The 23,874-nt window shown below is 45.6% G+C and carries 25 protein-coding genes; 15 read left to right on the top strand and 10 right to left on the bottom strand.

Annotated elements, in window-relative coordinates; all coding sequences use genetic code 11:
• The first annotated feature begins 9 nt into the window (after positions 1 to 9).
• Together SBG41_RS02135 and SBG41_RS02140 are read left to right on the top strand one after the other, a co-directional pair.
• Positions 10 to 795 carry a hypothetical protein gene (locus SBG41_RS02135; RefSeq protein ID WP_317895900.1) on the top strand — a complete coding sequence of 262 codons (786 nt, stop codon included), beginning with the start codon at positions 10 to 12 and terminating at the stop codon, positions 793 to 795.
• 107 nt (positions 796 to 902) lie between these two features.
• The gene (locus SBG41_RS02140) at positions 903 to 1,343 is read left to right on the top strand and encodes an NUDIX hydrolase (protein WP_317895901.1); all 441 of its coding nucleotides are present in this window, start codon (positions 903 to 905) and stop codon (positions 1,341 to 1,343) included.
• Positions 1,344 to 1,367: 24 nt separating this feature from the next.
• Here the strand turns inward: SBG41_RS02140 and SBG41_RS02145 are convergent, their stop codons facing one another.
• Positions 1,368 to 1,679 carry a 50S ribosomal protein L35ae gene (locus SBG41_RS02145; protein WP_317895902.1) on the bottom strand — a complete coding sequence of 104 codons (312 nt, stop codon included), beginning with the start codon at positions 1,677 to 1,679 and terminating at the stop codon, positions 1,368 to 1,370.
• Between the two features lie 98 nt (positions 1,680 to 1,777).
• On the opposite strand from SBG41_RS02145, the gene SBG41_RS02150 reads away from it, so the two are divergent.
• On the top strand, positions 1,778 to 3,133 hold the full coding sequence (locus tag SBG41_RS02150) for an acetyl ornithine aminotransferase family protein (RefSeq protein ID WP_317895903.1): 1,356 nt from the start codon (positions 1,778 to 1,780) through the stop codon (positions 3,131 to 3,133).
• A 198-nt stretch (positions 3,134 to 3,331) separates the two neighbouring features.
• Here the strand turns inward: SBG41_RS02150 and SBG41_RS02155 are convergent, their stop codons facing one another.
• Together SBG41_RS02155 and SBG41_RS02160 are read right to left on the bottom strand one after the other, a co-directional pair.
• Positions 3,332 to 4,105: a DUF2192 domain-containing protein gene (locus SBG41_RS02155; protein ID WP_317895904.1), complete on the bottom strand. Its 774-nt coding sequence runs from the start codon at positions 4,103 to 4,105 to the stop codon at positions 3,332 to 3,334.
• Positions 4,093 to 4,347, bottom strand: coding sequence for a hypothetical protein (locus tag SBG41_RS02160; RefSeq protein ID WP_317895905.1), 255 nt, complete (start codon positions 4,345 to 4,347; stop codon positions 4,093 to 4,095). The genes SBG41_RS02155 and SBG41_RS02160 overlap by 13 nt, the downstream gene beginning before the upstream one ends.
• A 144-nt stretch (positions 4,348 to 4,491) precedes the next feature.
• Here SBG41_RS02160 and SBG41_RS02165 point away from each other — a divergent pair, with 144 nt between their 5' ends.
• A complete protein-coding gene (locus SBG41_RS02165) occupies positions 4,492 to 4,827 on the top strand; it encodes a hypothetical protein (protein ID WP_317895906.1) in 336 nt (111 codons plus the stop codon).
• On the opposite strand, the gene SBG41_RS02170 is transcribed toward SBG41_RS02165, so the two are convergent.
• Positions 4,807 to 5,664 carry a hypothetical protein gene (locus SBG41_RS02170; RefSeq protein WP_317895907.1) on the bottom strand — a complete coding sequence of 286 codons (858 nt, stop codon included), beginning with the start codon at positions 5,662 to 5,664 and terminating at the stop codon, positions 4,807 to 4,809. The genes SBG41_RS02165 and SBG41_RS02170 overlap by 21 nt on opposite strands.
• Here SBG41_RS02170 and SBG41_RS02175 point away from each other — a divergent pair.
• Positions 5,638 to 6,090: a TrmH family RNA methyltransferase gene (locus tag SBG41_RS02175; protein WP_317895908.1), complete on the top strand. Its 453-nt coding sequence runs from the start codon at positions 5,638 to 5,640 to the stop codon at positions 6,088 to 6,090. The genes SBG41_RS02170 and SBG41_RS02175 overlap by 27 nt on opposite strands.
• 34 nt (positions 6,091 to 6,124) lie before the next feature.
• On the opposite strand, the gene folE is transcribed toward SBG41_RS02175, so the two are convergent.
• Complete coding sequence (gene folE / locus SBG41_RS02180) at positions 6,125 to 6,694, bottom strand: GTP cyclohydrolase I FolE (RefSeq protein ID WP_317895909.1); 570 nt, start codon at positions 6,692 to 6,694, stop codon at positions 6,125 to 6,127.
• 141 nt (positions 6,695 to 6,835) lie between these two features.
• On the opposite strand from folE, the gene ppa reads away from it, so the two are divergent.
• From ppa to feoB, 5 genes are all read left to right on the top strand, one after another.
• On the top strand, positions 6,836 to 7,369 hold the full coding sequence (ppa, locus tag SBG41_RS02185; protein ID WP_317895910.1) for an inorganic diphosphatase: 534 nt from the start codon (positions 6,836 to 6,838) through the stop codon (positions 7,367 to 7,369).
• Positions 7,370 to 7,530: 161 nt separating this feature from the next.
• Complete coding sequence (locus tag SBG41_RS02190) at positions 7,531 to 8,526, top strand: ARMT1-like domain-containing protein (protein WP_317895911.1); 996 nt, start codon at positions 7,531 to 7,533, stop codon at positions 8,524 to 8,526.
• A gap of 136 nt (positions 8,527 to 8,662) precedes the next feature.
• Entirely contained in the window at positions 8,663 to 9,448 is a 786-nt protein-coding gene (locus SBG41_RS02195; RefSeq protein ID WP_317895912.1) for a radical SAM protein, read from the top strand.
• A 693-nt stretch (positions 9,449 to 10,141) separates the two neighbouring features.
• The gene (locus SBG41_RS02200) at positions 10,142 to 11,272 is read left to right on the top strand and encodes a tRNA guanosine transglycosylase family protein (RefSeq protein ID WP_317895913.1); all 1,131 of its coding nucleotides are present in this window, start codon (positions 10,142 to 10,144) and stop codon (positions 11,270 to 11,272) included.
• Between the two features lie 180 nt (positions 11,273 to 11,452).
• Positions 11,453 to 13,612 carry a ferrous iron transport protein B gene (feoB, locus tag SBG41_RS02205; RefSeq protein ID WP_317895914.1) on the top strand — a complete coding sequence of 720 codons (2,160 nt, stop codon included), beginning with the start codon at positions 11,453 to 11,455 and terminating at the stop codon, positions 13,610 to 13,612.
• A 14-nt stretch (positions 13,613 to 13,626) separates the two neighbouring features.
• Here feoB and SBG41_RS02210 read toward each other — a convergent pair whose 3' ends face one another.
• A complete protein-coding gene (locus SBG41_RS02210; protein WP_317895915.1) occupies positions 13,627 to 14,061 on the bottom strand; it encodes a hypothetical protein in 435 nt (144 codons plus the stop codon).
• A 169-nt stretch (positions 14,062 to 14,230) separates the two neighbouring features.
• On the opposite strand from SBG41_RS02210, the gene SBG41_RS02215 reads away from it, so the two are divergent.
• Entirely contained in the window at positions 14,231 to 15,502 is a 1,272-nt protein-coding gene (locus SBG41_RS02215; RefSeq protein ID WP_317895916.1) for a Glu/Leu/Phe/Val family dehydrogenase, read from the top strand.
• Positions 15,503 to 15,584: 82 nt separating this feature from the next.
• Here SBG41_RS02215 and gyaR read toward each other — a convergent pair whose 3' ends face one another.
• The 4 genes from gyaR to SBG41_RS02235 are packed head-to-tail and all read right to left on the bottom strand — an operon-like array spanning position 15,585 to position 18,688.
• Positions 15,585 to 16,616 carry a glyoxylate reductase gene (gene gyaR / locus SBG41_RS02220; protein ID WP_317895917.1) on the bottom strand — a complete coding sequence of 344 codons (1,032 nt, stop codon included), beginning with the start codon at positions 16,614 to 16,616 and terminating at the stop codon, positions 15,585 to 15,587.
• A gap of 52 nt (positions 16,617 to 16,668) precedes the next feature.
• Positions 16,669 to 17,577 (bottom strand): hypothetical protein, encoded by a 909-nt coding sequence (locus SBG41_RS02225; RefSeq protein WP_317895918.1) that lies wholly within the window; start codon positions 17,575 to 17,577, stop codon positions 16,669 to 16,671.
• Positions 17,562 to 18,095 carry a hypothetical protein gene (locus tag SBG41_RS02230; protein ID WP_317895919.1) on the bottom strand — a complete coding sequence of 178 codons (534 nt, stop codon included), beginning with the start codon at positions 18,093 to 18,095 and terminating at the stop codon, positions 17,562 to 17,564. Before SBG41_RS02230 ends, SBG41_RS02225 begins: the two co-directional genes overlap by 16 nt.
• Positions 18,096 to 18,148: 53 nt before the next feature.
• Positions 18,149 to 18,688 carry a deoxyuridine 5'-triphosphate nucleotidohydrolase gene (locus tag SBG41_RS02235; RefSeq protein WP_317895920.1) on the bottom strand — a complete coding sequence of 180 codons (540 nt, stop codon included), beginning with the start codon at positions 18,686 to 18,688 and terminating at the stop codon, positions 18,149 to 18,151.
• A gap of 90 nt (positions 18,689 to 18,778) precedes the next feature.
• Between SBG41_RS02235 and SBG41_RS02240 the strand changes: the two genes are divergently transcribed.
• The 4 genes from SBG41_RS02240 to SBG41_RS02255 all read left to right on the top strand — a co-directional run bounded on the left by SBG41_RS02240 (position 18,779) and on the right by SBG41_RS02255 (position 23,797).
• Positions 18,779 to 19,153 (top strand): 6-pyruvoyl trahydropterin synthase family protein, encoded by a 375-nt coding sequence (locus SBG41_RS02240; protein WP_317895921.1) that lies wholly within the window; start codon positions 18,779 to 18,781, stop codon positions 19,151 to 19,153.
• A gap of 41 nt (positions 19,154 to 19,194) precedes the next feature.
• The gene (locus SBG41_RS02245) at positions 19,195 to 20,043 is read left to right on the top strand and encodes a KaiC domain-containing protein (protein ID WP_317895922.1); all 849 of its coding nucleotides are present in this window, start codon (positions 19,195 to 19,197) and stop codon (positions 20,041 to 20,043) included.
• 37 nt (positions 20,044 to 20,080) lie between these two features.
• A complete protein-coding gene (locus SBG41_RS02250; protein WP_317895923.1) occupies positions 20,081 to 20,530 on the top strand; it encodes a hypothetical protein in 450 nt (149 codons plus the stop codon).
• A 291-nt stretch (positions 20,531 to 20,821) separates the two neighbouring features.
• Complete coding sequence (locus SBG41_RS02255) at positions 20,822 to 23,797, top strand: adenosylcobalamin-dependent ribonucleoside-diphosphate reductase (RefSeq protein ID WP_317895924.1); 2,976 nt, start codon at positions 20,822 to 20,824, stop codon at positions 23,795 to 23,797.
• The last annotated feature ends 77 nt before the right edge of the window (positions 23,798 to 23,874 follow it).

A 23,874-nucleotide genomic window follows, 5' to 3' on the forward strand; every position in this document is an offset into this window, starting at 1 on the left:
GGAGAGTTAATGGTGCTCAGCATAGGATTTACCAGACAGCTTCACACAGGAATAGTGCTGACCGCTAGTGGGGTTTCTCGATGCGTTGAAGTAGAGGGATTTGCGACTCTAACTCCTATTCCACTTATAAGCCAGATCGGCATAGGAGTATCATTTGATGTCCCGGTTGTAGCGGAGGCATGCGGCCTGGGAAGCATAGGCGTAGACGAAGATGTTGAGATAAGAGTATATGGTAGAGGCTTATCTTTCTCTAACCCCGCTTTGCCAAGGCTCTTAGAAGAGGTCGTTATACATGCGTATCTAGAGAATGGTTCCATAGATTCACTTGATTTATCAGAAGTAGGCGAGCCGCTTGCGTCTGTCGAAACCATTGTTGCAAGCCTTGAAGGTAGTACGCTAGTCATGAACCATGTTATGCTTCCGATATATGATTTGAGCGGTTTATGGGGGGTTATCATAAAGCTGAGAAAGCCTCTAGCTAGGGAGAAGATAGTTGAGGAACTTGTGTCGAATATAGGGAGGTACGAAGATATAATTCTTGCCAATATTGATGACCCGTTAACAGCCCTATACGATGTCATTGTTCGTCTCAATGATCGTATAGGGCTGAGACCACTAAGCAGATTCATTAAGATCGCTGAAGAGTATTCAGTACTAGCTCCTATTATAGACATAAGTGGTAGACTTGTTGCCTTCATAGTTGATAGTGCAGAAGCGGCTTTTGAGGTTTCAAATGAAATGATAAAGTATGGTGATGTTATTGAAGCCCCTACTAGTGTTCTATACTCTTCGTAAAAAGCAAGTATTCTTCGAATATGTTAGCTATGCAGGCTACTAAAGTTACTAGAAATTTCAGTGCTTGCGTGCAACTATTTACACGGGGTTCCACTGTGCTATTTCGGGTGAGCGCTCGATGTATAATAATAAGGGACGGTAAGATTCTCCTACAGCTGAGTAAGAAAGGAGATTTTTACAGGCTTCCTGGTGGACGAGTAAAGCCTGAAGAGACCATTGTACAAGCACTTGAAAGAGAGCTCAGAGAAGAATTGGGAATAGAGAAAATAATTGACCCAGAATTATTATTCATTGTTGAATCGTTCTATAGGCGTCATAGCGGCGTTGTGCATGAGATTGGTTTCTATTTTGGCTGCGATAAAGCTAGCATTGATTTCGACAAAATAGTGCCTAAGGAAAACCACTTAAGAATAGAATGGGTTCCTCTAGAGAAAGTAAATCAGCATAATTTAAGACCAAGCGCTTTAGCTCCATACCTTGTAAAGCTAGGCGAAAGCAAGCCAGAAAAACCAATTTATATAGTCAATGTAGATGTAAATAGTATTTAGAAAACATAAATTGATTCCTTGTCTTTATTTTTCGCCGAAAACGAGTTCTACTCCTTTGGGATAGATATAGACGTTCTTTCCTTGAGCTTGGCCTGGTAGGTTTGGCTTAAACGCTGCAATTACCACACCTTTTCCTCCATGAACGTGTATTATCTTTCCGTGGTATTCGTTGCCTTTATTATCGCGGTATAAGACCTTCCATCCGATAAACTTTGAAGCCTCATTGCGCGTGTTAATGCCATCAATCCGTATGAATACCTGGTTTTCGTATTGTGTGTTGGAGCCAAGCCTATAGCCCAGTATGATGCCAGTATATACTTTCTGCTCGCTGCTCATCTGTATTCCAACCCCCAGCAGCAACAACCGTAGCTGGGTGTTTAAAAGTAGTGATACTTAGAACTCTAAGCGGACAAAGCTCCTAGGTGGCGATAAGCATGTGTGCAAAGCTTACTAAGCCGCATATAGTGGTTGAGCCTCCGGGGCCACGTGCGCGTGAAATAGTTGAAAAGGACAAGCAGTATCTTATGCAGAGTTTCGTTCGCTGGTATCCTCTTGTAGTCGAACGTGCAGAAGACTATGTCATCTATGATGTTGATGGAAATGCATACATAGACCTAAATGCTGGGCTAGGCGTCCTTAATGTAGGGTCAACTAATCCGGAAGTAGTAAAGGCGGCAACCGAGCAGCTCAAGAAATTCACACATTACAGCCTTACAGATTTCTACTACAAGAACGCGGTTGATTTAGCCGAAAAACTGGTAAACATTGCACCTGTTGAAAAACCCGCTAAAGTATTCTATACAAATAGTGGTGCAGAAAGCATTGAGGCCTCTATAAAAGCGGCACGTTATTCCACAGGAAGGCAGTACCTCATAGCGTTTCTTGGCGCATTCCATGGCAGAACAATGGGGGCAGTATCTCTAACAGCGAGTAAGCCTGTGCAGAGAAAGGGCTTCGCGCCGCTACTTCCTAGCGTGATACACGTCCCATATCCGTATCCATATAGGTGTCCCTTCGGCACAGATGATCCCGAGGAGTGCGGTGAGCGCACGATAGGGTTCTTAGAAGAATGGGTATTTGGAAAACTTGTGGATCCAACAGAGGTGGCAGCAGTTATAGCTGAGCCTATACAGGGTGAAGGAGGTTACATTGTTCCGCCGGATAACTTCTTTCCTAAGCTAGTAAATCTCTTGAGAAGGCATGGAATACTCTTCGTAAGTGACGAGGTACAAGCAGGTATATGTAGGACCGGAAAATGGTTTGCTATTGAGCATTGGAACGTGAAGCCAGACATTATAGCCTCGGCTAAAGCAATAGCTGGAGGTCTTCCTCTCGGAGCAGTTATAGGAACGGATAAGGCTATGAGCATAGGTCCAGGAGGTCACGCATCAACCTTTGGTGGTAACCCGGTATCTGTTGCAGCAGCCCTAGCAGTCATAGACTTTATTGAGAAGAACAAGCTTTGTGAAAGGGCAGCACGATTAGGCGAAAAAGTAATCAAAAGATTCCAAGAGGCAATGAATGAAACTCAGCTGATAGGCGATGTTCGTGGGAAGGGACTAATGATAGGTGTTGAACTAGTTCGTGACAAGAAGACAAAGGAGCCAGCCAAAGAAGAACTTGCAGAAATACTGATGAGGCTTTTCAAGAAAGGCTATCTGGTTATAGGCGCCGGAGTTTCAACTATAAGAATTGCGCCGCCGCTAACTATAGACGAAGAGGCCCTAATGAACGCGGTTGAGGCAATAATAGAGGAGATCAAAAAGGTGGAGAAGGAGAGAAGAAAGTAATATAGCCTAACCACATTTTCTGCTAACTGTATTAAATTCTGGCCTAATGCACCTAATGTTGAGTGACAACATTAATATGGTGCTTAACTTAATTAGCTCCACACTTCCTAGCTGGAGAGTGGATACGCGTAGGTCAAGTAGGGCGTTTGAGCATCATTGTGATGAGGCTTACAAGGGGCTAAGCCGCCAGGCGATGGGCTATGAACCCGCGGCTGACCGCTTCTTGTTACGTTTATTCTTTTCCTCTTTTCCGCCAAGTATTCTCAAGAGATTTTTCCTTGGCACTTCAAAAACATTGGTTGCAATGAATGCTATATATTCGTCGTCTGGCATGATCTTCTGAAGCCCTATACGTGCTGCAAGGGCTTGCTTGAATGCCTCCTTCGCTATTCTGCTTCGTATCTCTTTTGATGCTATTGCTTGCGCGAGTCTTAGTGCTATGTAAAATCTTGCATATTTTCGGACAGTTCTTTCCTGCTCAGGCAGCACTTCTGGTATCTTCTGTAGCAATTCTATGAGTTTGTCCTCTTCCTCAAACCCCATTATGACTTTTGTCGTTACGACTCTTAGCATGCGAGCTATGGTGTTATCGTCCACATGTCCTCCTAGTAGGAATAGGACAAATTTCCGCGCCTCTTCGGGCGGTCTTAGTAGGATAGTGATTGCGGCCTCTTCCAAGGTCTCCTCGTAATTAAACAACTTATGAAACAGATCAGGGTTTTCCTCATTAAGCATCAATGCATACTTTCCTATTACGTATAGTGTCGCCATTTCCTTGTCCCATATATCGGGGGGCCATGCCTTGCCGCGGAGTGGTTGTAGTGCCTTCTTCCGATAGGTCTCTTCAAGAATTTTTGTTGCCGTCTCCCGATCAGCAACCTTTTTTTGCAAAATCTGTGAAAGAACCTCCATGGCGGCATTTATCCTATTTTTCATAGACTCCCTAGCTTTACGTGGATCTAAGCTCTCCAACTTTCTAGCACCCTTGCCGCAATATTCTTTATCGCTAATGTAAGGCCATCCGGCTTACCATATGCCCTAATCCTGCCATCCCGATACACTATCAGTTTGACAAATCCACCTCTAAGGCGTATATAAAGGACTTGTTTGTTAACTCTCTGTTCAAGCCTAGTAATTTCTAGCTCGGGCCACCTCTCGCGCAGCCTCTTAACGAACTTTACTAACGTGTCCTCCGTAAACCATCTATGTGGCATCCGTTTCCAGCCTCGCCTAAGCCTCCTCTTTGCCCGAGCCTCATCATTATTCAGATCTGCGTGAGCAAGTCATTGGCTCTCCGGTTTCCTCGGTAAAAGAATAAGGGTTCAGCGGACTATTAGGCTTCTCTAGGCTGATCCTTGGTGGGGCAGCGCATTGTACTTGACTATAGCGATGACAAGGATATGCCTGAAAAGGTCTTAGTTGTTAAGGGGCACTGTGGGCTAGATTCATGTTTCATACTTTTCTACATGTATCGTGGAAAGCCATATGTCGTAATAGTGCCGGCTAGACCCTCGCCCCTTTGTACTCTATTGAAGCCTTCTGAGGCGAGAATTATTGAAAGAATTCTTAGAGATCTCGGTATTCAAGCTCTTTACTTACCGGCTTGCAAAGTTGCAGCCATGTTGCTAAGGCCTTCCATAAAGGATACTATTGATGCAATGATTAGTTTTGGGCTAGTAGATTACGTTGATTGAGCCTTGCTCGTTCTCGGATTTTGATACGCAAAGATCTGGCGCGCTACATGCTTGTTTGCGATTAATGTCAATTATTATCCTATAAGCTAGTCCATCTATGTCACGTATCTCGAGAACCCCTTCTCTATATGTCAAGGTTATATAGCCTATTTTTCTCAGATTTCTCGCACTATATGCTTCTATTGATATAGTTTCTAAGACTTTGCCCTCAATATGGTCTATTTTCACTTCGGTTGATGAAGGGTCAAGTAATATGCGATTAGCAATATACACTTTTCTAAGCGTATATGCTAGTACGCTTGGCTCGAGAAGAACATAGTTATCAAACACGCTTAATGCTTCTAGGGCTTTCTTTGCGATATAGAGTCCGCTTCTAACATCCCTAGAGTATGGTTCTAGGCTTATTTTTCTCTGCTGAGGTATTTTCCGAATCCAGTACTCATATACTATACCTATAGTTTCATATGTAAGAGAGTTCAAACCTAGAGAACTTATGCGTTTAGCACTACTGAGTTTAGAAGAATAAGAGCCACTATAGTCAATCACTATTGACCTTGGTGGGGGGTGTAGCCAGGCCGGACTACCTCTTGGATCAACAATGTATATGGGCTCACTAGGTTCCTCTAGGAGAGTACTAACATTTTCACGAACAACGGAGACTGGTGTCCTAGACTCGGTCACAAGTTTTAAGGGCAGTTTGTTTCCCAGCCCGACTATGGTAAGCTTCCAACCCCTCGGCCCTAGCCCTGTGTAAAGTGCTCTCAAAATAACAGCAACATCGAATACTGATGGCGGGGTGACTATAATCACATGAACATTGGCATTGTCTTCTACCATCCCAAAAACCACCTTAATCTACATGATGTCGCCTATATAGCGTACAGTGTTAGGGCACCGCTCTATGTCGTAAAAAGGCCGAATACGGATTATAAGCTTGAGCTGTTGCCGGAAAAGGTTAGTCGCTATATAGTCTTAGTTAATGATATTAAAGAGGTTGTTGAAAAAGAAAACAGCAGTGTTTTCCTAGTTATAGAGACATATGCCACGACCTACGTAACTGAGGTAGAAATAGATCCAAATCAACGCCTTATTATAGTCATAGGTGCCGAAGACTACGGACTACCTGTTCAGGAGCTTGCGAAAATAGGTAACTACAAGCTGGCAAAGATACCGGTCGCCGTGGAGGGTATGAGCTATAATGTTGTCTCGTCGCTTGTTATGACGCTATATGAGCTTAAAAGACGCTATAGTGAAGCCAAATAATTACTTTGTGGGCAGCATCGCCTCGTAAAGCTTCTTAGAGAGGTAGTCTCGTAAAGCGGTACGGCTTTATTATGTTATACACTTCCTCTTTCAACGAGTCTTTTGCTATGAATGCTCCTCGTATTGCAGCTACTACTGTTGGAGAGGGCGATCTTACGCCACGCATTGTCATGCAAAGGTGGATTGCCTCTGTCACAACCATTACGTCCGGCGAGCCAGTGGCTTTTATGACTTCATCTGCTATCTGCTTAGTCATGCGTTCTTGTATTTGTAGTCGACGTGAATACTTATGAACAATCTTTACTATCTTGCTTAGACCTATTACTTTCCCTCTAGGAAGATAAGCTACATGAGCTACGCCGAAGAATGGTAGTAAATGGTGTTCGCATAAGCTAAAGAACCTAATGCCGCTGACTACAACAAGGTCGCTGCTTTCAGTAAACCATGCGTACTCCTCTTCAACATCGTATCCGCCGAGTATCTCCTCAAGCATGTCGGCTACGCGTTGAGGGGTCTCCTTCAATCCTTCTCTATTTGGGTCCTCACCTATGGCTTCTAAAATCATCCTGACTGCATTTTTCACTTTCTCCTTATCTATGTTCATCCCAGCTACTCCCTGCCCCTAGCGCTGCTTACGCAGAAATATTTAGTTAACTGCTGTTAATGCGATACTTGCGGCGTCTTGATTACTAAATATTTAAATCCGAATGAGCTTGGCGATATACACTAGACATGGTTGAGCAAAATGGCTTCGGTGCATGAGCGTATAGGACCTGGAGAAAAAGCCCCAGATCTCGTAAACGTCTTAATAGAGATACCTATGGGGAGCAATATTAAATATGAATTTGACGAAGAAAAGGAAATAATTATAGTTGATAGATTCCTCTACACGGCGATGGTGTATCCATTCAATTATGGATTCATCCCGGGCACGCTTGAGGAAGACGGAGACCCAGTAGATGTCTTGGTCATATCCTCTATGCCTGTTCTACCGGGTACAATAATTGAAGCTAAACCTATTGGGATACTTGAGATGGAGGATGAAGAGGGCCCTGATAGCAAAATTATCGCGGTTCCTAAGGAAAAAGTTGATCCTATATATGGCCGTATAAACGATGTGGATGAGCTTCCCGAAATAATTAAGTCAAAAATAAAGCACTTCTTTGAGCACTACAAGGAGCTTGAACCCGGCAAATGGACAAGAGTGACTGGGTTCAAAGGAGCCGAGAACGCTAAGGAAAAAATAAGGCAGGCAATTGAACGATTTAAGAAAAAATAAATTGCAAATAGGATACCGGCCTTAAGAGTAGCCAATACCATTATTTACCGCTGATGCATAGGTGAACGGCGGAGAACTTAGACAAGGCACGTAATGAATATTCGTTTTCCTATTATCATTTTGCAATAGATCATCATGTTGGATCTATGGTGTAAGAGGGTTTGAAGTTAACACCGACGTGTATAGCATGTACTCTGGCGAGAAGAGCAGCTGAAATCGAGACACTTAAGATAGATAATAGTAAAAAACTTGGTCTTTATCGTGACCTACTTGAAGCTGTTAGTTTGTACATTGGTCCTGACATAGAAGTCGTAGTTCTCGAATCCGTTGTATTTAGAAGGTTTAAAACACTTCTAGGTGGCAAAAACATCTATGACAATATTATCGAGTCTAAGCTTCCTACGGCACTAACTAGAGCGCGCGAGATCAGGGGCATGTTGAACAATAAGGGTCTTGAAGAGAAGTTAAGGCTCTCAATGTATGCTGCTGCATTAGCTTCCGGGTATACTCCTCTTGAGGTAAACGAGAAGATTCTGGACGAACCTCCTGGGCCTGCTGATCTAGCGCTTATCGGCTCGAGCATCAAAGTCGGCAAGGATGATACAGAGAAAGTTATTGGCTTCTTGAAAGACTTGAGTAGTAAGGGCGGTAAGGTAATATATCTATTTGGCTCCATATTTGAATTGCCCTATGATACTATAGTCGTTGAAATTCTTAGTGAAGAGCTAGGCTTAAGCGTCGCTGGGGTTGTGAGGAGTTCACGGTATCGAGACTATGTAGTAGCTAATGACTTAGAGGTGCATGGTACAGCGAATTATCTTGACGAGGTTATTGATTTAGGTAATGATGCTTTAACAGTTACAAAAGAGGAGCATCCGCATATATATGACCAACTTAATGAGGCCGATCTCGTCCTCATTAAAGGCGTTGAACAAACGATATATTTCCATAATAATCCCTTAAGTGCTCCCTATGTTTACATGTTTATGGCTCCATGCATCATTGTCTCTAAGGCGCTTAATATTCCCATACGTAGCCTCAATATATACGCAGGCAATATGGATCAGAGTCAGGATAGGACCTCGTCATCCATGCCAAAGGGATGTCAGCCGGGGTTCTTTCACTCATCCGTAGATATGGATCCAATCCTACTCTGAACTACGATTACTGTGTTTATATTAATAGTGCTGGGAGGGGAGAGAATAAATATGCACGATCTTAGAGTTACAATCCTCTTACAGCACGATTTCAAATACTGATCCTAGGTAGAATTGCCAAGGATGCGGTGTCAAAATGTGTCCTCATTGTGCTACCAGTAGCGGAGAATTTAAACTAAAAGGTTTTGACCCTGTAAGGCTCGGTCTGCGTTTAGAGCAGCTCGTGCAAAAGAACTCCTCAAGGAAGTATTATCGCTTTCGTGCAACGCGCTTCTACGGAGGAATAGCGACCGGCGATGTTGTGGGCTGTAATCTTAGGTGTATTTTTTGTTGGAGCGGACGTGCACGTGATGACCCACGGCTCGGCTTCTTTGTTGACCCGGAGCAAGCATTCAACAAGCTTCACAGAATTGCTTCGCAGCATAAATATAGGTATATAAGGCTCTCATATGGTGAGCCAACAATAGGGTGGAGGCATCTAGTTAGTCTCCTAGACCTAGTAGAGAGCAGCAACTACATCTTCATACTCGAGACAAATGGCATACTTCTTGGTGCTTTTAAGGAACGAGCCCGCGATTTGTCGAGATACACTAGACTCCATGTGCGAGTTTCTATAAAGGCGTGTAGCCCTGAACTCTTTGCAAAGCTCACTCTCGCAAAGCCTGAAGGTCTTGAATACCAGCTTGCAGCTGTGAATAATCTTGCTGACTACAACGTTAGCTTTCACGTGGCGCTTTTTCTTTCATACGGGGACGATAAATGCTGGCAAAACCTAGTTAATAGGCTTATAGAAATAGTAGGGCCAAGAATAGTTGATAACATCGAGCCCGAGTACCTAGTACTTTACCCTAATACAAAGCGAAGGCTCAAATTCTACGAGAAGATACTAGGTATAAAGCCTAGGATTGTTTATGAGCCTTAAGGGTGATTCTGTGGGCGGCCTAAGAATAGATTTAGATATCGTGAATAAGCCATTGACAAGCCCCCACCTGGAGCTTGTTCTCAAGGATCCGGTTGAATTAATGATTAGACTCTCTTGTATATTATGCTATACTTCCACTAATCGCTTCAATGCCTTGAGCGAGGACGCTCTTCGCTTCATGAATCATCTACTTCTAGATTTGTACTCCGCGGTAAACGTGTACTCGGATATTATTGTCGAGGACAGACGCATTGGGAGGAGTATCTGTCCTATAGTGCGAGGCATTCATTGCAGTAGCATCGAGCTGGCAAATAATAAGGATCTAAAGCTTAACGTTAAATGCAACAATTTGGAATATTCTTGTACCGTAAAAAGCAGCTAGAGTCGAAAATCAGCAAGGTGGGCGCAGTCATCGTTCCTTCTCCTATGTGCGTAACCTCATCATTTCATTCAAAAGCACGTATTTGTATTCGCGTGTTTAATTTACTATAGTTATGTTGGGTCGGTGCTGCGCGGCTCTTCATTATATTTCCGACCTTTCGAGCCTCGTCATCCCCGATTCTTCTAGTATATCGACTACGCTATTTGTTACACGTTAATTAACATATGTTTATTATAGCGTTGTTCCCCCTCTTGGATAATACCTTAATGCTATGAGGCGTGTATGTATTACTTCTATAGTGGCGTATTACGATGGGCGGTTTCAAGCTTATTCTTGGGACGCCAATCCAAGCTGTTCCCCGTCCATGGCTCCATCTTCCGATTGAGGGGGTAATGGTCAATGCCTATGAAATACTCAACTATGGATTAAGCAAGGTCCGCGGAAGAGGGTTACGTAAACTTCTCGGATTGGATAAGACAGATATTGAACTATGGATAGACAGCGGCGGCTACCAATTCTTATCAAGGGGGGTGAACCCAGGAGTAGATAAAATAGCTAAGGTGTATAGAGAAGTTGACGCAGACTTCTATATAGGTCTCGATTTCCCGCCAGGCCCCCGAGATGACAGTCGTACTCGGGCGATGAAAATAGCAAAAACTGTGTCAAGCTTTATGAGCTTGAAGAACATGTTAAGAGGTCTCGTTGAAGAAGGTAGGCTTATTCCCGTATTTCACATGGCTGTTGGGGAGTCGCTAAGGCTCCAGCTACGCATATATGAATCACATAGCATAACGGCAGCGGTTGGCGGCCTCATTCCTCACATTATGCAGCTCTCGGGTAAAGGTTCTAGGCTAAAAGCCGTCATTTTTCTCATGCTTTTACGGAAGCTCTGGAGAGGAAAGCTTCATGCATTAGGCTTAGCATCTGCTGCCATGATTCCGCTACTGAAGGCTATCGGCATTGATAGTGGGGATACACAGACATGGAGACATAAAGCCGCTTACGGGAAAATAATTATCCCCTCTATGGGTGAAAGGCATATCAGTGGACGTAGGGTTCGGTTTGGTCCTGCTGTATTGAAGCCTAATGAACTCCCGGTTTTCGAGCATTATGTTAAGAAAGTCTCAAGTATCCTCGGCACCGAGATTTCACCAATGCTTCTTTCGCAGAACTTTGAGGCACGTGCACTCTTTAATGCCTACGTTCTCTTAGAAATGGCAAATAATGGCGCGGTTTATAGAGGTCCTAGTAAGGCCTTCTTGAAGCTATTTGAGAGGATAGAGCAGTTCAAGAAGATGAGCGCTAGTGAGCTTGAATCTGAGCTGGCAAAACTGCTTGCTCTACAAGAGGAGCTTGTTAACGAGTATCGTACGGTGAAAACAGTTAGCGATGTAAGTACTGGCGTTCTTAGTGCGGAGATAGAGGCTCGTAGCCAAACGTAGCCGCATAGACTTGTTAGTACAGCTTAAGCCGAGTCATCATTATTATTTGTGCTAATTTAATTTGGGAAGCTTTTTGTTTCTCTATACGAGAAACTAGTTCTATAGCGTAATAGCTTTGATAACTCAATTACGAGTGTTTATAATGCCGACTTGCCTGCTCATATTACCGGTGAATAATAGGTGCCAGGCACGCACACGCTACGACGCGGAAGCTGTGACTACATAGTAGCATTGCTCGGCGCACCTAATACTGGCAAGACTACGCTATTTAACGTACTAACAGGTTCAAGCGAATTTGTCGCCAACTGGCCCGGCGTAACTGTAGCTGTAAAAACAGCAGTCCTACGGCTTAATAACAAACGATACTGTATTATCGACTTGCCTGGCACATATTCAATTCTAGGCGATACTGCTGAGGAACGAGTTACACGGGACTTTCTATTCAAAAACCAAGTTGACGCCATAATTGTACTTGCAGATGCAACGAACCTTGAAAGGGGCTTATACCTTCCTCTCGAAGTCATGCAGATATTTGACAACGTCATCATAGTGCTAACAAAGGGCGATGAAGCAGAGAAGAAGGGGTTGCAAATAGATGTTGAAGGGCTTAGCAAGGAGCTAGGCGTGCCAGTGGTCCTTGTAAGCGCTCTTGAGGGATGGGGTATCAACGAGATCTTACAGACACTGCAGCAGCTTATTGAACAAAAGGCATTGAAACCAAGCCCCAAGCGAGTTAGAATTCCTAGCATCGAAGAACCACTTAACAAGATAGTGTCACTCTTAAGACAAGAGGGGATTAGCGAAAAACGTGCAAAATGGATTGCATTAGCGCTACTTCGCGGTTATGAATGGCCCTATGACTTCCTCAGAAGTGAGCTAGGAAAACGTGCTGAGAAAATAATATCTGAGTTAAGGAGAATAGTCAAAGAGGTTGAAGCAAAGGGCGTAGACCTCTCGATAGAGATTCCGAAGGCATTGTTCGATGAAGCCTCAAGGCTGTATGAATCCTATGTACGAGCTAGTGAGTATGCAGCAGAGGTTGTGCCTCAGATATCGCTGCTTGACCGTCTTCTCCTAAACCCAGTTACGGGACCAATAATCAGCGCCTTAGCCTCAATAGCAATAATCTTTACAGCATATTTAATTGCAACGGGTTCGCCCCTAGATATACTCCTAGACTATCTAGGCTTTCATAAGGCAGCTGAAATTGTCTCTGAGTATAATCTGGTTAATCTCGTAGCGATGTTCATGGACTGGATCGCCTCGCTAGTGGAATCGAATATTAGTAACCCAATAATTGAGCGCATGCTGGGCGAGGGCCTACTCTCCTCAAGCTATGGTGTTGGATTAGTGGTTAGTTTTCTCCCGCTAGTAGCAGTGATGATGCTGATACTGGGCCTACTTGAGGATTCTGGTATACTTGCACGACTCGCGGTAGGATTTGACCCTATATTTAGACGGTTTGGCGTTAGTGGAAAAGCCTTATTCCCCATGCTCGTCAGCTTTGGATGCAATGTGCCGGGCGTCTTGTCAACAAGGATAATGGAAGGCGAGGAGGAAAGGCGTGCAGTGATGTTTGCACTGCCCTTTATCCCGTGCCAGGCAAGGCTGGTGGTAATCCTAGCATTCGCGCATGTGTATTTCAGTAATCCCCTAGAAAGGGCGCTGGCTGTATTCATAGCATATGCTGTTCCGATAGCGGCTTTCCTTTTAACAATAAAGTTGTTTGCGGTCATGAAGGGGGTAGAGCCGTTTGAAATAGCATTGGAGCTTCCGCCAGTAAAGAGGCCGTCCATAAAAGTTGCATGGTGGTTTACATGGGACAAGATAAAGCATTTCTTAGTAAGGGCTGGAACAATAATAGCCGTAGCAAGTATTATACTATGGGTATTGGCAAACTACGGGCCAAACGGCTACCTACACTACTCCGATCAAGAATATGATCCGTCTAAGAGTTATGCTGCAAGCATTGGTCGTGCAATGGCGCCATATGTTGAGCTAATGATAGGTACAAATGAGAGCCTTGCTTGGAGAATAGGCTTCGGCTTGCTAGGGGGATTCCTAGCTAAGGAGGTATTCCTTGACTCATTAGCAGCGGTTTCACCTGCAAGCATAGATAACGAAGAAGAGTTTGCAACGCTTAAGGCATATCCACTTGAGGCTTGGCAGGCACTGGCATTGTTGCTTGCAGTAACGCTTTACGTGCCATGTGTTGCTACAATGGGTGCAATTTACTCTGAGAGCCGCAGTATAAAGTTCACAACGGCAGTGATAGCATACGACTTGGTAATAGCGACACTGGCAGCCCTACTGGTCAGAGCAATAGCTCTACTAATCTAGTGCTTTTGCCGTCTTTATGCAACGACAACTTGATTTCCTCCTTTTCGTTTGATCTTTCTCAGCAATTCATGAGCTCTCTTTCTCCCAGGTGTGCCGTAATAGGCTTCATGCTGGTTCGCTGGTTTTGCAACTACATAGTCTTTTACAGCCACGATTGTTACTCGAACACCGACCTTGTTCAGCTCTTCTTTAATGCGTAAAAGGTCTCTTTCTACTTCTTCGGGCTCAACATATGGTATCTCAATGACTGCTTCTTCGGTTCCTCGTTCCTCGTCTAACCCATATACTATTACTCCTTGCCATTTTCTGACGAATTCTTCAACAAGCATAGTTAAAAGACCGGTTGCGGGATTAGGTTTATACTCGCTCCACCCTTTCTCTCTGACTAATTCGCTGAACTTGTCCAAATCAATTGCAATAATGGTGCCCTCGACAAGATGAGAAGACATATAAGTGTCTTCTATGTTCTTATGCCTTTTTCCCGAAGTCAAGTTACTCACGCTTTCTGTCCAGTAGTGTTATTGTATTTTCCCCCACTAATTTCTAAACAGTAAACGATTGTGTTAAAAACTCTATCCATGACTATACTCTACTTGGACAAAACCGAGGTGCGCCTTCGTGGCCCAAGACTCTACTCGTCTTCTAGTCGAAGCCGAAAAAATACTCCGCCGTGCAGTCATCGATCTCCTAGGTTACGACGAAGACACCTTTGAAGCCCTACGTCATCCCGAAAGAGTAATCCAGGTCAAAATCCCGGTTAGAATGGATAACGGGAAAGTCAAAGTCTTCATTGGTTGGAGAAGTGAGCACAATAGCGCCCTAGGTCCCTATAAGGGAGGAATTAGATATCACCCCGAGACTACGAAAGAGGAAGTTATCGCTCTAAGCATGATGATGACCTGGAAGAACGCACTTGCAGGCCTCCCATATGGAGGCGGTAAGGGCGGTGTACGTGTAGACCCACACGCCCTCTCCCCGCGAGAGTTAGAAGAGCTATCAAGAGGATTCATTCGCGGCATTTACAAGTACATCGGTCCCGACAAGGATATCCCCGCTCCAGACGTATATACAAATCCTCAGATTATGGCCTGGATGATGGATGAATACTACAGGTTAACCGGCGACAACGCCTTTGCAATGATAACGGGCAAGCCAAAGATACTAGGAGGCATGGAGACACGAATCATAGCTACAGGATTTGGCACAGCAGTTGCTGCAAGAGAGACCGCTAAAAGACTATGGGGCGGCATTGAGGGTAAGAAAGTCGCTGTGCAGGGATACGGTAACGCCGGCTACTATGCTGCAAAGTTCTTGCACGAAATGGGCGCAATAATAGTTGCAGTAAGCGATAGCAAAGGCGGCATCTATAGCAGCAAGGGCCTCAACCCAGACGAGGTACTCGAAGTGAAGAAGAAGACCGGCAGCGTCATAAACTATGATAAGGCCGAGAAAAAGATAACCAACGAAGAACTCCTAGAACTCGATGTAGACGTGCTAGTACCAGCAGCAATCGAGGACGTAATAACAGAAGAGAACATGGACAAGATAAAGGCGAAACTAATAGTAGAGGCGGCAAACGGCCCAACAACTGCCGAAGCTGACGTATATCTATCGACGAAGAAGGGAGTAGTAATAGTACCCGACATACTTGCCAACGCTGGTGGCGTCATCATGAGCCACATAGAGTGGATGAACAACAGAATGGGTGGCTACATAAGCGAAGAGGAGGCGAAGCGCAGGCTAGAACAGAAGATGGCCGAGAACGTTGCAGCAGTATGGGACTTCTGGCACAAAGAGCTTGATCCGAAGAAGCATACAATGAGAGACGCAGCCTACGCTCTAGCAGTAAAGCGCGTAATTGAGGCAATGAAGCTACGCGGCTGGCTCTAACACGTCTAAACTCTTATTAATTAAAATTAAAGCAAAGTTTTTTGCAAATCGATACACTTTTTGCTAAAATTACCTAAGCCGCCTATAGTTGCCCTATACTGAATCCTGGCGGAGTTTTGCTAACAACATCTTGATTTACTAGGTTTGGTGGAACTTTACCATTCTTAAACGCCAATAGGTTCTCCAAAACGGCACATGTCATCGCTTCTCTTGCCCTACGAGTAGCACTACCTATGTGGGGAGCGAGTACAACATTATCTAGCTTCGTTAACGGATGATCTGGAGGCAATGGCTCTTCCTCAAACACATCAAGTGCTGCTGCAGCTATCCAGTGCTCTTGCAACGCCTTAACGAGTGCCTTTGTATCAACAACTGCGCCTCTAGCAGTATTAACTAGTATCGCTGTAGGCTTCATGAGTCTAAGCTCGGGTTCTGAAATCATATGCCGGGTCTCGTTATTTAATGGGACATGTATCGATACTATATCTGACTCCCTTAGCAGCACGTACAGCGGCACGTACTCGGCTCCAATTTCTTTTTCAATTAATGGGTCAGCTCGGTGCCTACTGTAATAGAGCACGCGCATACCGAAGCCGTGGGCTCCTATTCTCGCAACAGCTCTACCTATTCTTCCGAACCCTACTATTCCGAGCGTCTTTCCTCGAAGCTCTAAGCCGAGCATAAGTTCGGGATGCCATGCGGTGCCACTGTTGTACCAGTCTCCTCTTCTTACATATGCGTCAGCATGCACGATATGTCGAGCGGCAGCAAGGATTAGTCCCCATGTTAGTTCGGCAACGGCTTCTGTTAGTACATCTGGCGTATTCGTTACATAGACGCGATGCCTTGTTGCGCACTCCACATCTATGTTGTCGTAGCCTACCGCGTACTGTGCTATTATTCTTAATTTGTTTCTCGAACCTGTCTCTATTACCTTGCAGTCTATTCTATCAGTAAGGAGCGTGACTAATCCATCAACTTCGGATGCCTTTTCGGCAATAATATCGTAGGGGGGATTTCTCCACTCAGGCCAAACCTCTGCATCAAATTCTTCAAGTAATCTATCGAAGCATGGACCAGGAAGCCTACGAGTAATAAAGAGGCGGGGCTTCACAGCTATACTCCTCCACGCTGTGTTAGAATACAAGCATATTATTAACGTCATGTCAGCTATGCATGGATACGAGTTTAACAAAACCGTCATGGTCTGGAACTATTCTTATAAGTCCCTCCTGCTCCTCGAGGGACCCCATGATATCGATAACGGCGTTGTTAGGTATCTCCATGTATCGGATACGATAGGTCAGCATATAGAGCTTATTTGGTAATATATTTTCCCAATACTTGCCCTTAATACTGACTACGCTGAGAAGATATATTGATGGCGTTGAGTAGTTCGTTGATGATAGAATTCTGGCCCTTATCTCAGCTTCTCCGAGCAACTTAAAGGGAGTACAATGTGCTGGTCGGCAGCAGTATATGAGGCGTACATTATATTCGAATCCATTATACATGCCTATTAAGACTCTTCGTCTAGACAACAAGTTGTGGAGTTTCATATCCTCGTGGCTCCATGCATGCCCGGTACCGCTGTAAGGCTTAGTTATCCCTTCCTTGCGCATCTCTACTAGTAGCTTGTAGACGTCATCTATGCGTGAACCGAAAACAACAACGTCTATATCAGATGCCGTTCTCGGATTATAGGCTAGTCCGCCCGTAATGCCTACAAGATCTGTTACGGTACTAATGTATTCCACAAGGTCTCTCGCGGCTTTACAGATAGCTGTACTGCATTCTTTAAGGCCCTTTACGGCTTCAAGGGGAGATATAATGGAGACTCTTCGACTATCAACGAAAAGGGCTTTGCGATGACCTAAGCACCTGCATCGCTTAATAAGAACCTCATCTGGTCGCAACTTGCTTAACGCGTCTGCAATACTCCAAATTTTCATCCCTTCTACATAGCGGGGTACAAAGAACAGAAAAGGCAAGGGATGGAAGCATCCTTTAACAAAACCTATCGCATTACTCAGCTTGACTATCCATGAGTCAACGGGGCCTAGATTCTTGCACATGTTGGGGCCTCTTTCTTCGCACAGATGGTTACCGCTTCATGTGTTTTTCTTATGGCGTTTGACACGTGTCTTAATAGGTATATTAGCTGTGGTAGGTGCTCTATAAGGGTTCTTCTATCAAGCATGTTGAACTCTTTACAGTAGTTCCACCTGCATAGCCTTGCAGTAGTCCCGCTAATCTCTAATAACACATGGTCTCGATGGAATCGTATTGTGCCATCGCGGAGCGATATTGTCGTTTCAGGCTTTAGTCGTACCACGTAGAAGCCTCCGTCCTGCTCAAAGATCCTCCACGTTACACAGACTTGTTTAATTACTCCTTCCGGCTTCTTCTCATCAGCTATGCACTTAAGCCTCTTTATCGCAATTGATAGTGCCTCGAGGCTATCCGAGAGGCTGCTTAGAACGGTGTTCGCTCTGCTCTCTAGGAGCGACTCGGCAGGCCTTATTGATGCTCTAACCCTATGCGCTATGCTTGCAAGCATCCCCGAAAGTTCTTCAAGGCGCTCAATGCTCAATAGCTTCACCCAGCTTCTCCGGGACTCTCTGTTCTGCTATAAAAGCAACACTATCACGAATGAGTAGAAGTGTTCCGAGATACGCCTTGGCCGGCGTTTTTGCCATTCCTATTGTCTTCTAGTCTCTCGCCTTGGTAGTATCCACTATAGGGGAAAATTGGTGGCGGATTAACTCTTATGAATGCGAGCTGTGCTATTCGCGCTCCACGGGCAATGCGAATTCCGTTCTCGTTCCCAACTACTAGGAGCGCCTCGCCACGTCCCCGGTAACCCGGGTCCCAGAATCCACACGCTATCAGTGCACCCATTCGTAGCAACGAGCTCCTTGGTAGGCAGAACCCTATTGCGGTTGAAGGCACCTCTACTATATCGGCGAACACGATCTTATAGGCTCCTGGTGCTAAGTCCCAAACACCATTATTGTCAACGATTTTTCTAGTCCTTGGGAGCTTTCTCTCAGAACCAGTGCCGAGAAAACCCTTCTCAAGAAAAGCATGTACTTCTGCTATTCTTAAATCAACACCTGCGGGCTGAATCTGCTCTGGGAGTACTGTGCTAACAATTACTGCTGCGAGATGGCCTGGAAGAGCCATAGTCGTTGACCCGCTACGATAATTTTTGGTAATCTCGGGGCTTAAGCACTATAGGGGCCATTGAGTTAGCCAATGTGGGGAAGGATAGAAATGTATGGTGTATGTGTTTCTAAATGGGTCTCAGTGGCGCTTCGCCTTTCTTCTCCGTATTTGCAAGGTTCTCCTCTACACGGACATGACTATAAAGTCAAGGTTTGTGTTGAAGGGCCCCTGGGCAGTGATAACAAGGTTATAGATCACTTAGAGCTACTTGCGTTGCTTGATGAGTGTCTTCGCGACATAAACTACAAGTACTTGAACGATGTGCTAGGGGTTGAGAATCCCACAGCAGAGCTAATGACAAGCCACATAGCTTCGTGCATTAGTACTAGGCTTAAGAGAGACGGTCTAAGAATAGTACTAGTTGAGGCATGTACTCCGTCAGACCTCTGCTCCTATTATAAGCCTTTGTCTCAACATAAGTGATAAGGGGACTACTTGATTAGGAAACGAAAAGGGCTAGGGAGATGACTTCAAAAATACTTATTGAACGCCTCTCGACCGGAGTAGAGGGCTTCGATAAATTAGTACAAGGAGGCATACCCAGAGGCTTCTTTGTCGCCGTGGTCGGAGAGCCGGGTACTGGTAAGACGATATTCTCAATACACTTTATTGCAGAAGGTATCCGTGTAGGCGACAAAAACATCTATGTTACCACAGAGGAGTCAAAGGAAAGCATAATAAAACAAGCAGCGATGTTTGGTTTTGACTTCGAGAAGGCAATTAATGAGAGACGATTAGTAATAATAGATGCGCTAATGGGGTATCGTGACGATCCGTGGAGCTTAACGGAGCTAGATGTAGAACACCTTGTTAACAAAGTTATTGAGGCCAAGAAGTACCTTGGATATGGCCGTGCCCGCCTCGTGATTGACTCGATGTCAGCCTTCTGGCTTGATAAACCAGCAATGGCTCGCCGATACAGCTATTACGTGAAGAGAGTGCTTTATCGATGGGATTTCACAGCCCTACTCATCAGCCAGTACGCCGTAACCACTAGCCTGGGCTTTGGGTTTGGAATTGAACATGTCGCTGACGGAATAATAAGGTTCCGTAAAGCCGTAGTAAGGGGCGAGCTAAAACGATACGTAATTATAGAGAAAATGAGGCAGACGGAGCATAGCCTCAGAATGCATGAGATCGAAATAATAAACGGTAAAGGTATGAAGGTAAAAGCTCCGACAATCTATAGGAAGGAGGATACAGTACTGCCCAGCAGTGTTGCGGCACGAATGCTTGCGGCAGAGCTAAAGAAGCTTCTTGAGATGCCGAGCGAGCTTGAAGAAGAGGGGGAACGCGAAGCCGATTCAATATAAAAGCCTTGCATCGATTTATTTGCAGCGGGGATAACAAGTGAAAGCATCTGCGAAGCAGACAAGCTTTTACGTGAAGTGGGGTAATGGTGCTCTTGAGCTAGTACCATTGTATAATTCGCTGCAAATTCGTGCAAAGAACTACGAATTCATATTTGAGCCTAGAAGCATAGTAATTGAGGGAAAATACGGGGCAAAGAGGGAGATAGATCATCTCAATAGGAAGACAGTCTTCATAGAGTTTGTTGAAGAGGTACAACCTCTCAACCCTCCACGAATAGACATCGTGGGCAGAAACTATGTTGGCAACTTTGAAGTAGTATACACAGACCTCGAGTTTGAACGCTACCTTACAGTGATAACGCCAGCGGACTTCCTCTATGATTATTTTGTGCTAACCTCTACGGATCTAATGTTGTACATGCAGTCAAAACGGAAAATATATTATGAGGAAGAACCTTTCGATAAGATAATTATATATATACAGTAAAAATCAATTTATTGTTAAAGAGAGCGGCGTCTGTTTACTTAGGGATACTGTTTTGGGCCGAGTAGTACCTCTTTAGACTAACATAGGCAACGGATAAGCATCCCTCGGTAATTCTGAAGTAATAACATTCTAGCCGTCAGGCAAAGTATAACGCAGTCGACTCTACTCTAACATCTTGACATCAAAACACTTACAGGGTAATATCGGAGTATAGTAAGACTACTGGTATCCTGTACCTGGCAAATCCTAGTTAGTCAGCATACGACTAAATATTAAGTATAGGGATCGGTATTGGCTACGAGGACAGATTATCAGCAATTGGAATTGATTAGGCGGAGCCTCTTTGAGCCGGAAGCGGAGACAGAGGCCAAGCGGCTACTGCTTCGCGAGATATACGAGGTAGTCGTCAATGCTTATCGAGAAAGGGCGCCCAACGGTGGACTGCTAGCCTCGTTGCCAGAATGTGTTAAAACCGCGCTGGAGACTGGGAAGCCTTGCGAAGACGATATGAGCTTCACCTATAACGCGATAAGAGTCTTGATGGCGCGCTACATGACGAGGGACGAGTACGGCCACTACCTGGAGACACCAAGCATGATAATGAAGAGAGTAGCTCTAGGATTCAGAGAGAGAGTAGACCCGGAGAGGCTTTACCAGATACTAATTAGGAGGCGCTTCGTCTTCAACTCCCCGACACTGTTCAATATGTACTGCGACGGCGCGAAGGGCACACTTAGCGCGTGTTACGTGACCCCAGTCTACGACGACATGAAGGCGATAATGGACGCAGCAACTGTTCAAGCCCTGACATTCAAGTGGGGCGGCGGTCAAGGATTCAGCTTCAGCGAGCTCAGGCCCCGCTGGGACATAGTAAAGGGGACCAGCGGCTACGCCTCCGGCCCTCTCTCATTCATGAGGATATTCGACGTTGTCACAGAGATGGTGAAGCAGGGTGGGAAGCGGCGCGGAGCCAACATGGGCATCATGCATGCCTGGCACCCCGACATCTTCAACCCCTTCTTCAATCCCTGGCACGCCCTCCGCAACATGCTTCCACCACAGCTACAAGCCCTCATAGACAGCGTTAAGAGAATGCTAGAGTATCTCGAGGAAGAGGGCTACGAGGTAGAACCAGCATTCAAGGAGATGATTGAGAAGCTCAGCGAGCCGGGATACAGCACCGTAGAGGACGCTGGCTTCATACAGGCAAAGGAGCCACCGCTACAAGACGCCAACCTCACCAACTTCAACATAAGCGTGGGCGCGAACGACGCCTTCATGAAAGCAGTCCTAGAAGACAGAGAGTGGTGGATGGTCAACCCCAGATACAGCGCAGACCCCCAGACCGGCGTCTACAGGCTACACCACACCGTGAGCAAGGCCACAGGTCTCGGCAGGGTAGGAGAGCTACTAGAGAAGCATGGCTGGCTACTAGAGAACCCTTACCTCAACATATTCGAGGAAACAATCAAGGAGGCCAAAGAGAAGGCCCTTGAAGACGCACGAGGGGCCGGGTACACGCCCGAGCAGAAGAACCCCTATGCATGGAGGTACCCGGCGAGGAAGCTCTGGGAAAAGATAGTTGAAAACGCCTGGGCTGGCGGAGACCCCGGTCTCTTCTTCCCAGATAATCACAACAAGTGGAACCCAACACCATGGCTAGGAGCAGTGTACGGCACTAATCCCTGTGGCGAGCAGCCCCTCTACCCCTTCGAGTCATGTAATCTCGGCAGCATGAGTGTTGAAAAATATGTTAGGGATGGGGGGTTTGACCTAGAGTCATTTATGCATGACGTGCAGACCGTAGTGGATGCTATGGATGCAGTGATCGATTATAACCGGCATCCTGACGAGAGGCAGGTAAAGGCTAACAAGTTTACCCGGAAAGTTGGCCTAGGCATAATGGGGCTCGCTGACGCATTGGCCCGGCTAGGCTACCCCTATGACAGCGACGAGGCAGTCGCATTCACGATGATAGTTATGGCTGCTCTTGAGGTCTTCTCGTGGAAGCGTAGCTGGGAGCTAGGCGCGAAGCTAGGTCACGCGCCTGCATTCGAGTGCAGGAAGTATGACTGGAGGAAGATGGAGTGCCTAGAGAAGGCGGAGCCAGAGGAGCTCCTAGAGCTACACACGCCAGCCCTGGTGAAAGCCGCCAAAGTGCTTGCATTTAGAGATGGCTGGGTCAAGCTGAAGTACCATGAGGTTGAGGTGTCAGAGGATATAGCTAAGAGGATTGTTGGAAAGGCATCTTCACGTGTAGAAAAGGATGGGTCAATACGCTTAGTACCATTAAATGTCTTAGAAAAAGTGGCGCGCGAGGTCTTCGGGGTAACTAAGAATGAGTATTGGAAGGCGCTGCAGATGAGCCCAGTTATGGTTGCTAATAGTCCTAGGCATCTCCTAGCACTAGCGATATTCAATCCGGGAGCCGCTTGGGAAGTCCTCAAGGCATACGGCAGAGTGCTTGGCGCAAGAGCTCCGCGAAACACGGTTATGACAACCGTGGCCCCGACTGGCACTATCAGCATAATCGCGGGCACGAGCAGCGGTATTGAGCCATACTTCGCACTAGTCTATAAGAGAAAGGTCACTGTTGGCGAGTTCCTGGAAGTCGTAAAGCCCTTCCGAGACAAGCTACTGGAGGTAGCCAGGAAGCACAATGTCCCAGAGAGCATTGTTGAAAAGATATACGAGATTATAAGTAAGCATAAGGGTAGCCTGCGCTGGGCCCTGGACGAGGTCAGGGACTACTTGTTGCAGAATGGGTTCCAGAACGGCTTCCTAGCCGAGATCGAGCGGCTAGCAAGACTATTCCCGATGAGCATGGACTTCGACGTCTGGTACCACCTAGCACACCAGATAGCAGCACAGCTCTACGTAGACCAAGCCATAAGCAAGACCATTAACCTGCGGAAAGAAGCAGTCAAGGACGAGGTGTTCACAGCCTACCTAGTAGCGTGGCTTGGCGGCCTCAAGGGCGTCACGGTGTACAGGGACGAGAGCAAAGGAGTACAAGTAATCTACTTCGGAGGAGAACAGAAAGCAATCCCAGCAATACCGATAAGAAAGAAGAGAATAGCCGAGAGCACAAAAAAGCCTAAAAAGAAAATGAGGATGATTCACTTAAAGAAACGAATGAAGCTCAGCGAGCTATCCCGCGACGAAAAGGTTGTTGAACTCTTTGAGGCAAAGACCATAGAGACTACTAGTGGAGAAGTAGTTGTAGAGCTTACTGAGAACAGTACATGCAAGACATGCGAGATATAATTTTGTTTATCTTCAACAACTTATCTGATTCCATATTCTCGGCTCCTCTCTAAGGCCACAGATCTTGTAGATTCTAG

It is taken from the genome of Pyrofollis japonicus (assembly GCF_033097485.1).
GTDB classification, from domain to species: domain Archaea; phylum Thermoproteota; class Thermoprotei_A; order Sulfolobales; family Pyrodictiaceae; genus Pyrofollis; species Pyrofollis japonicus.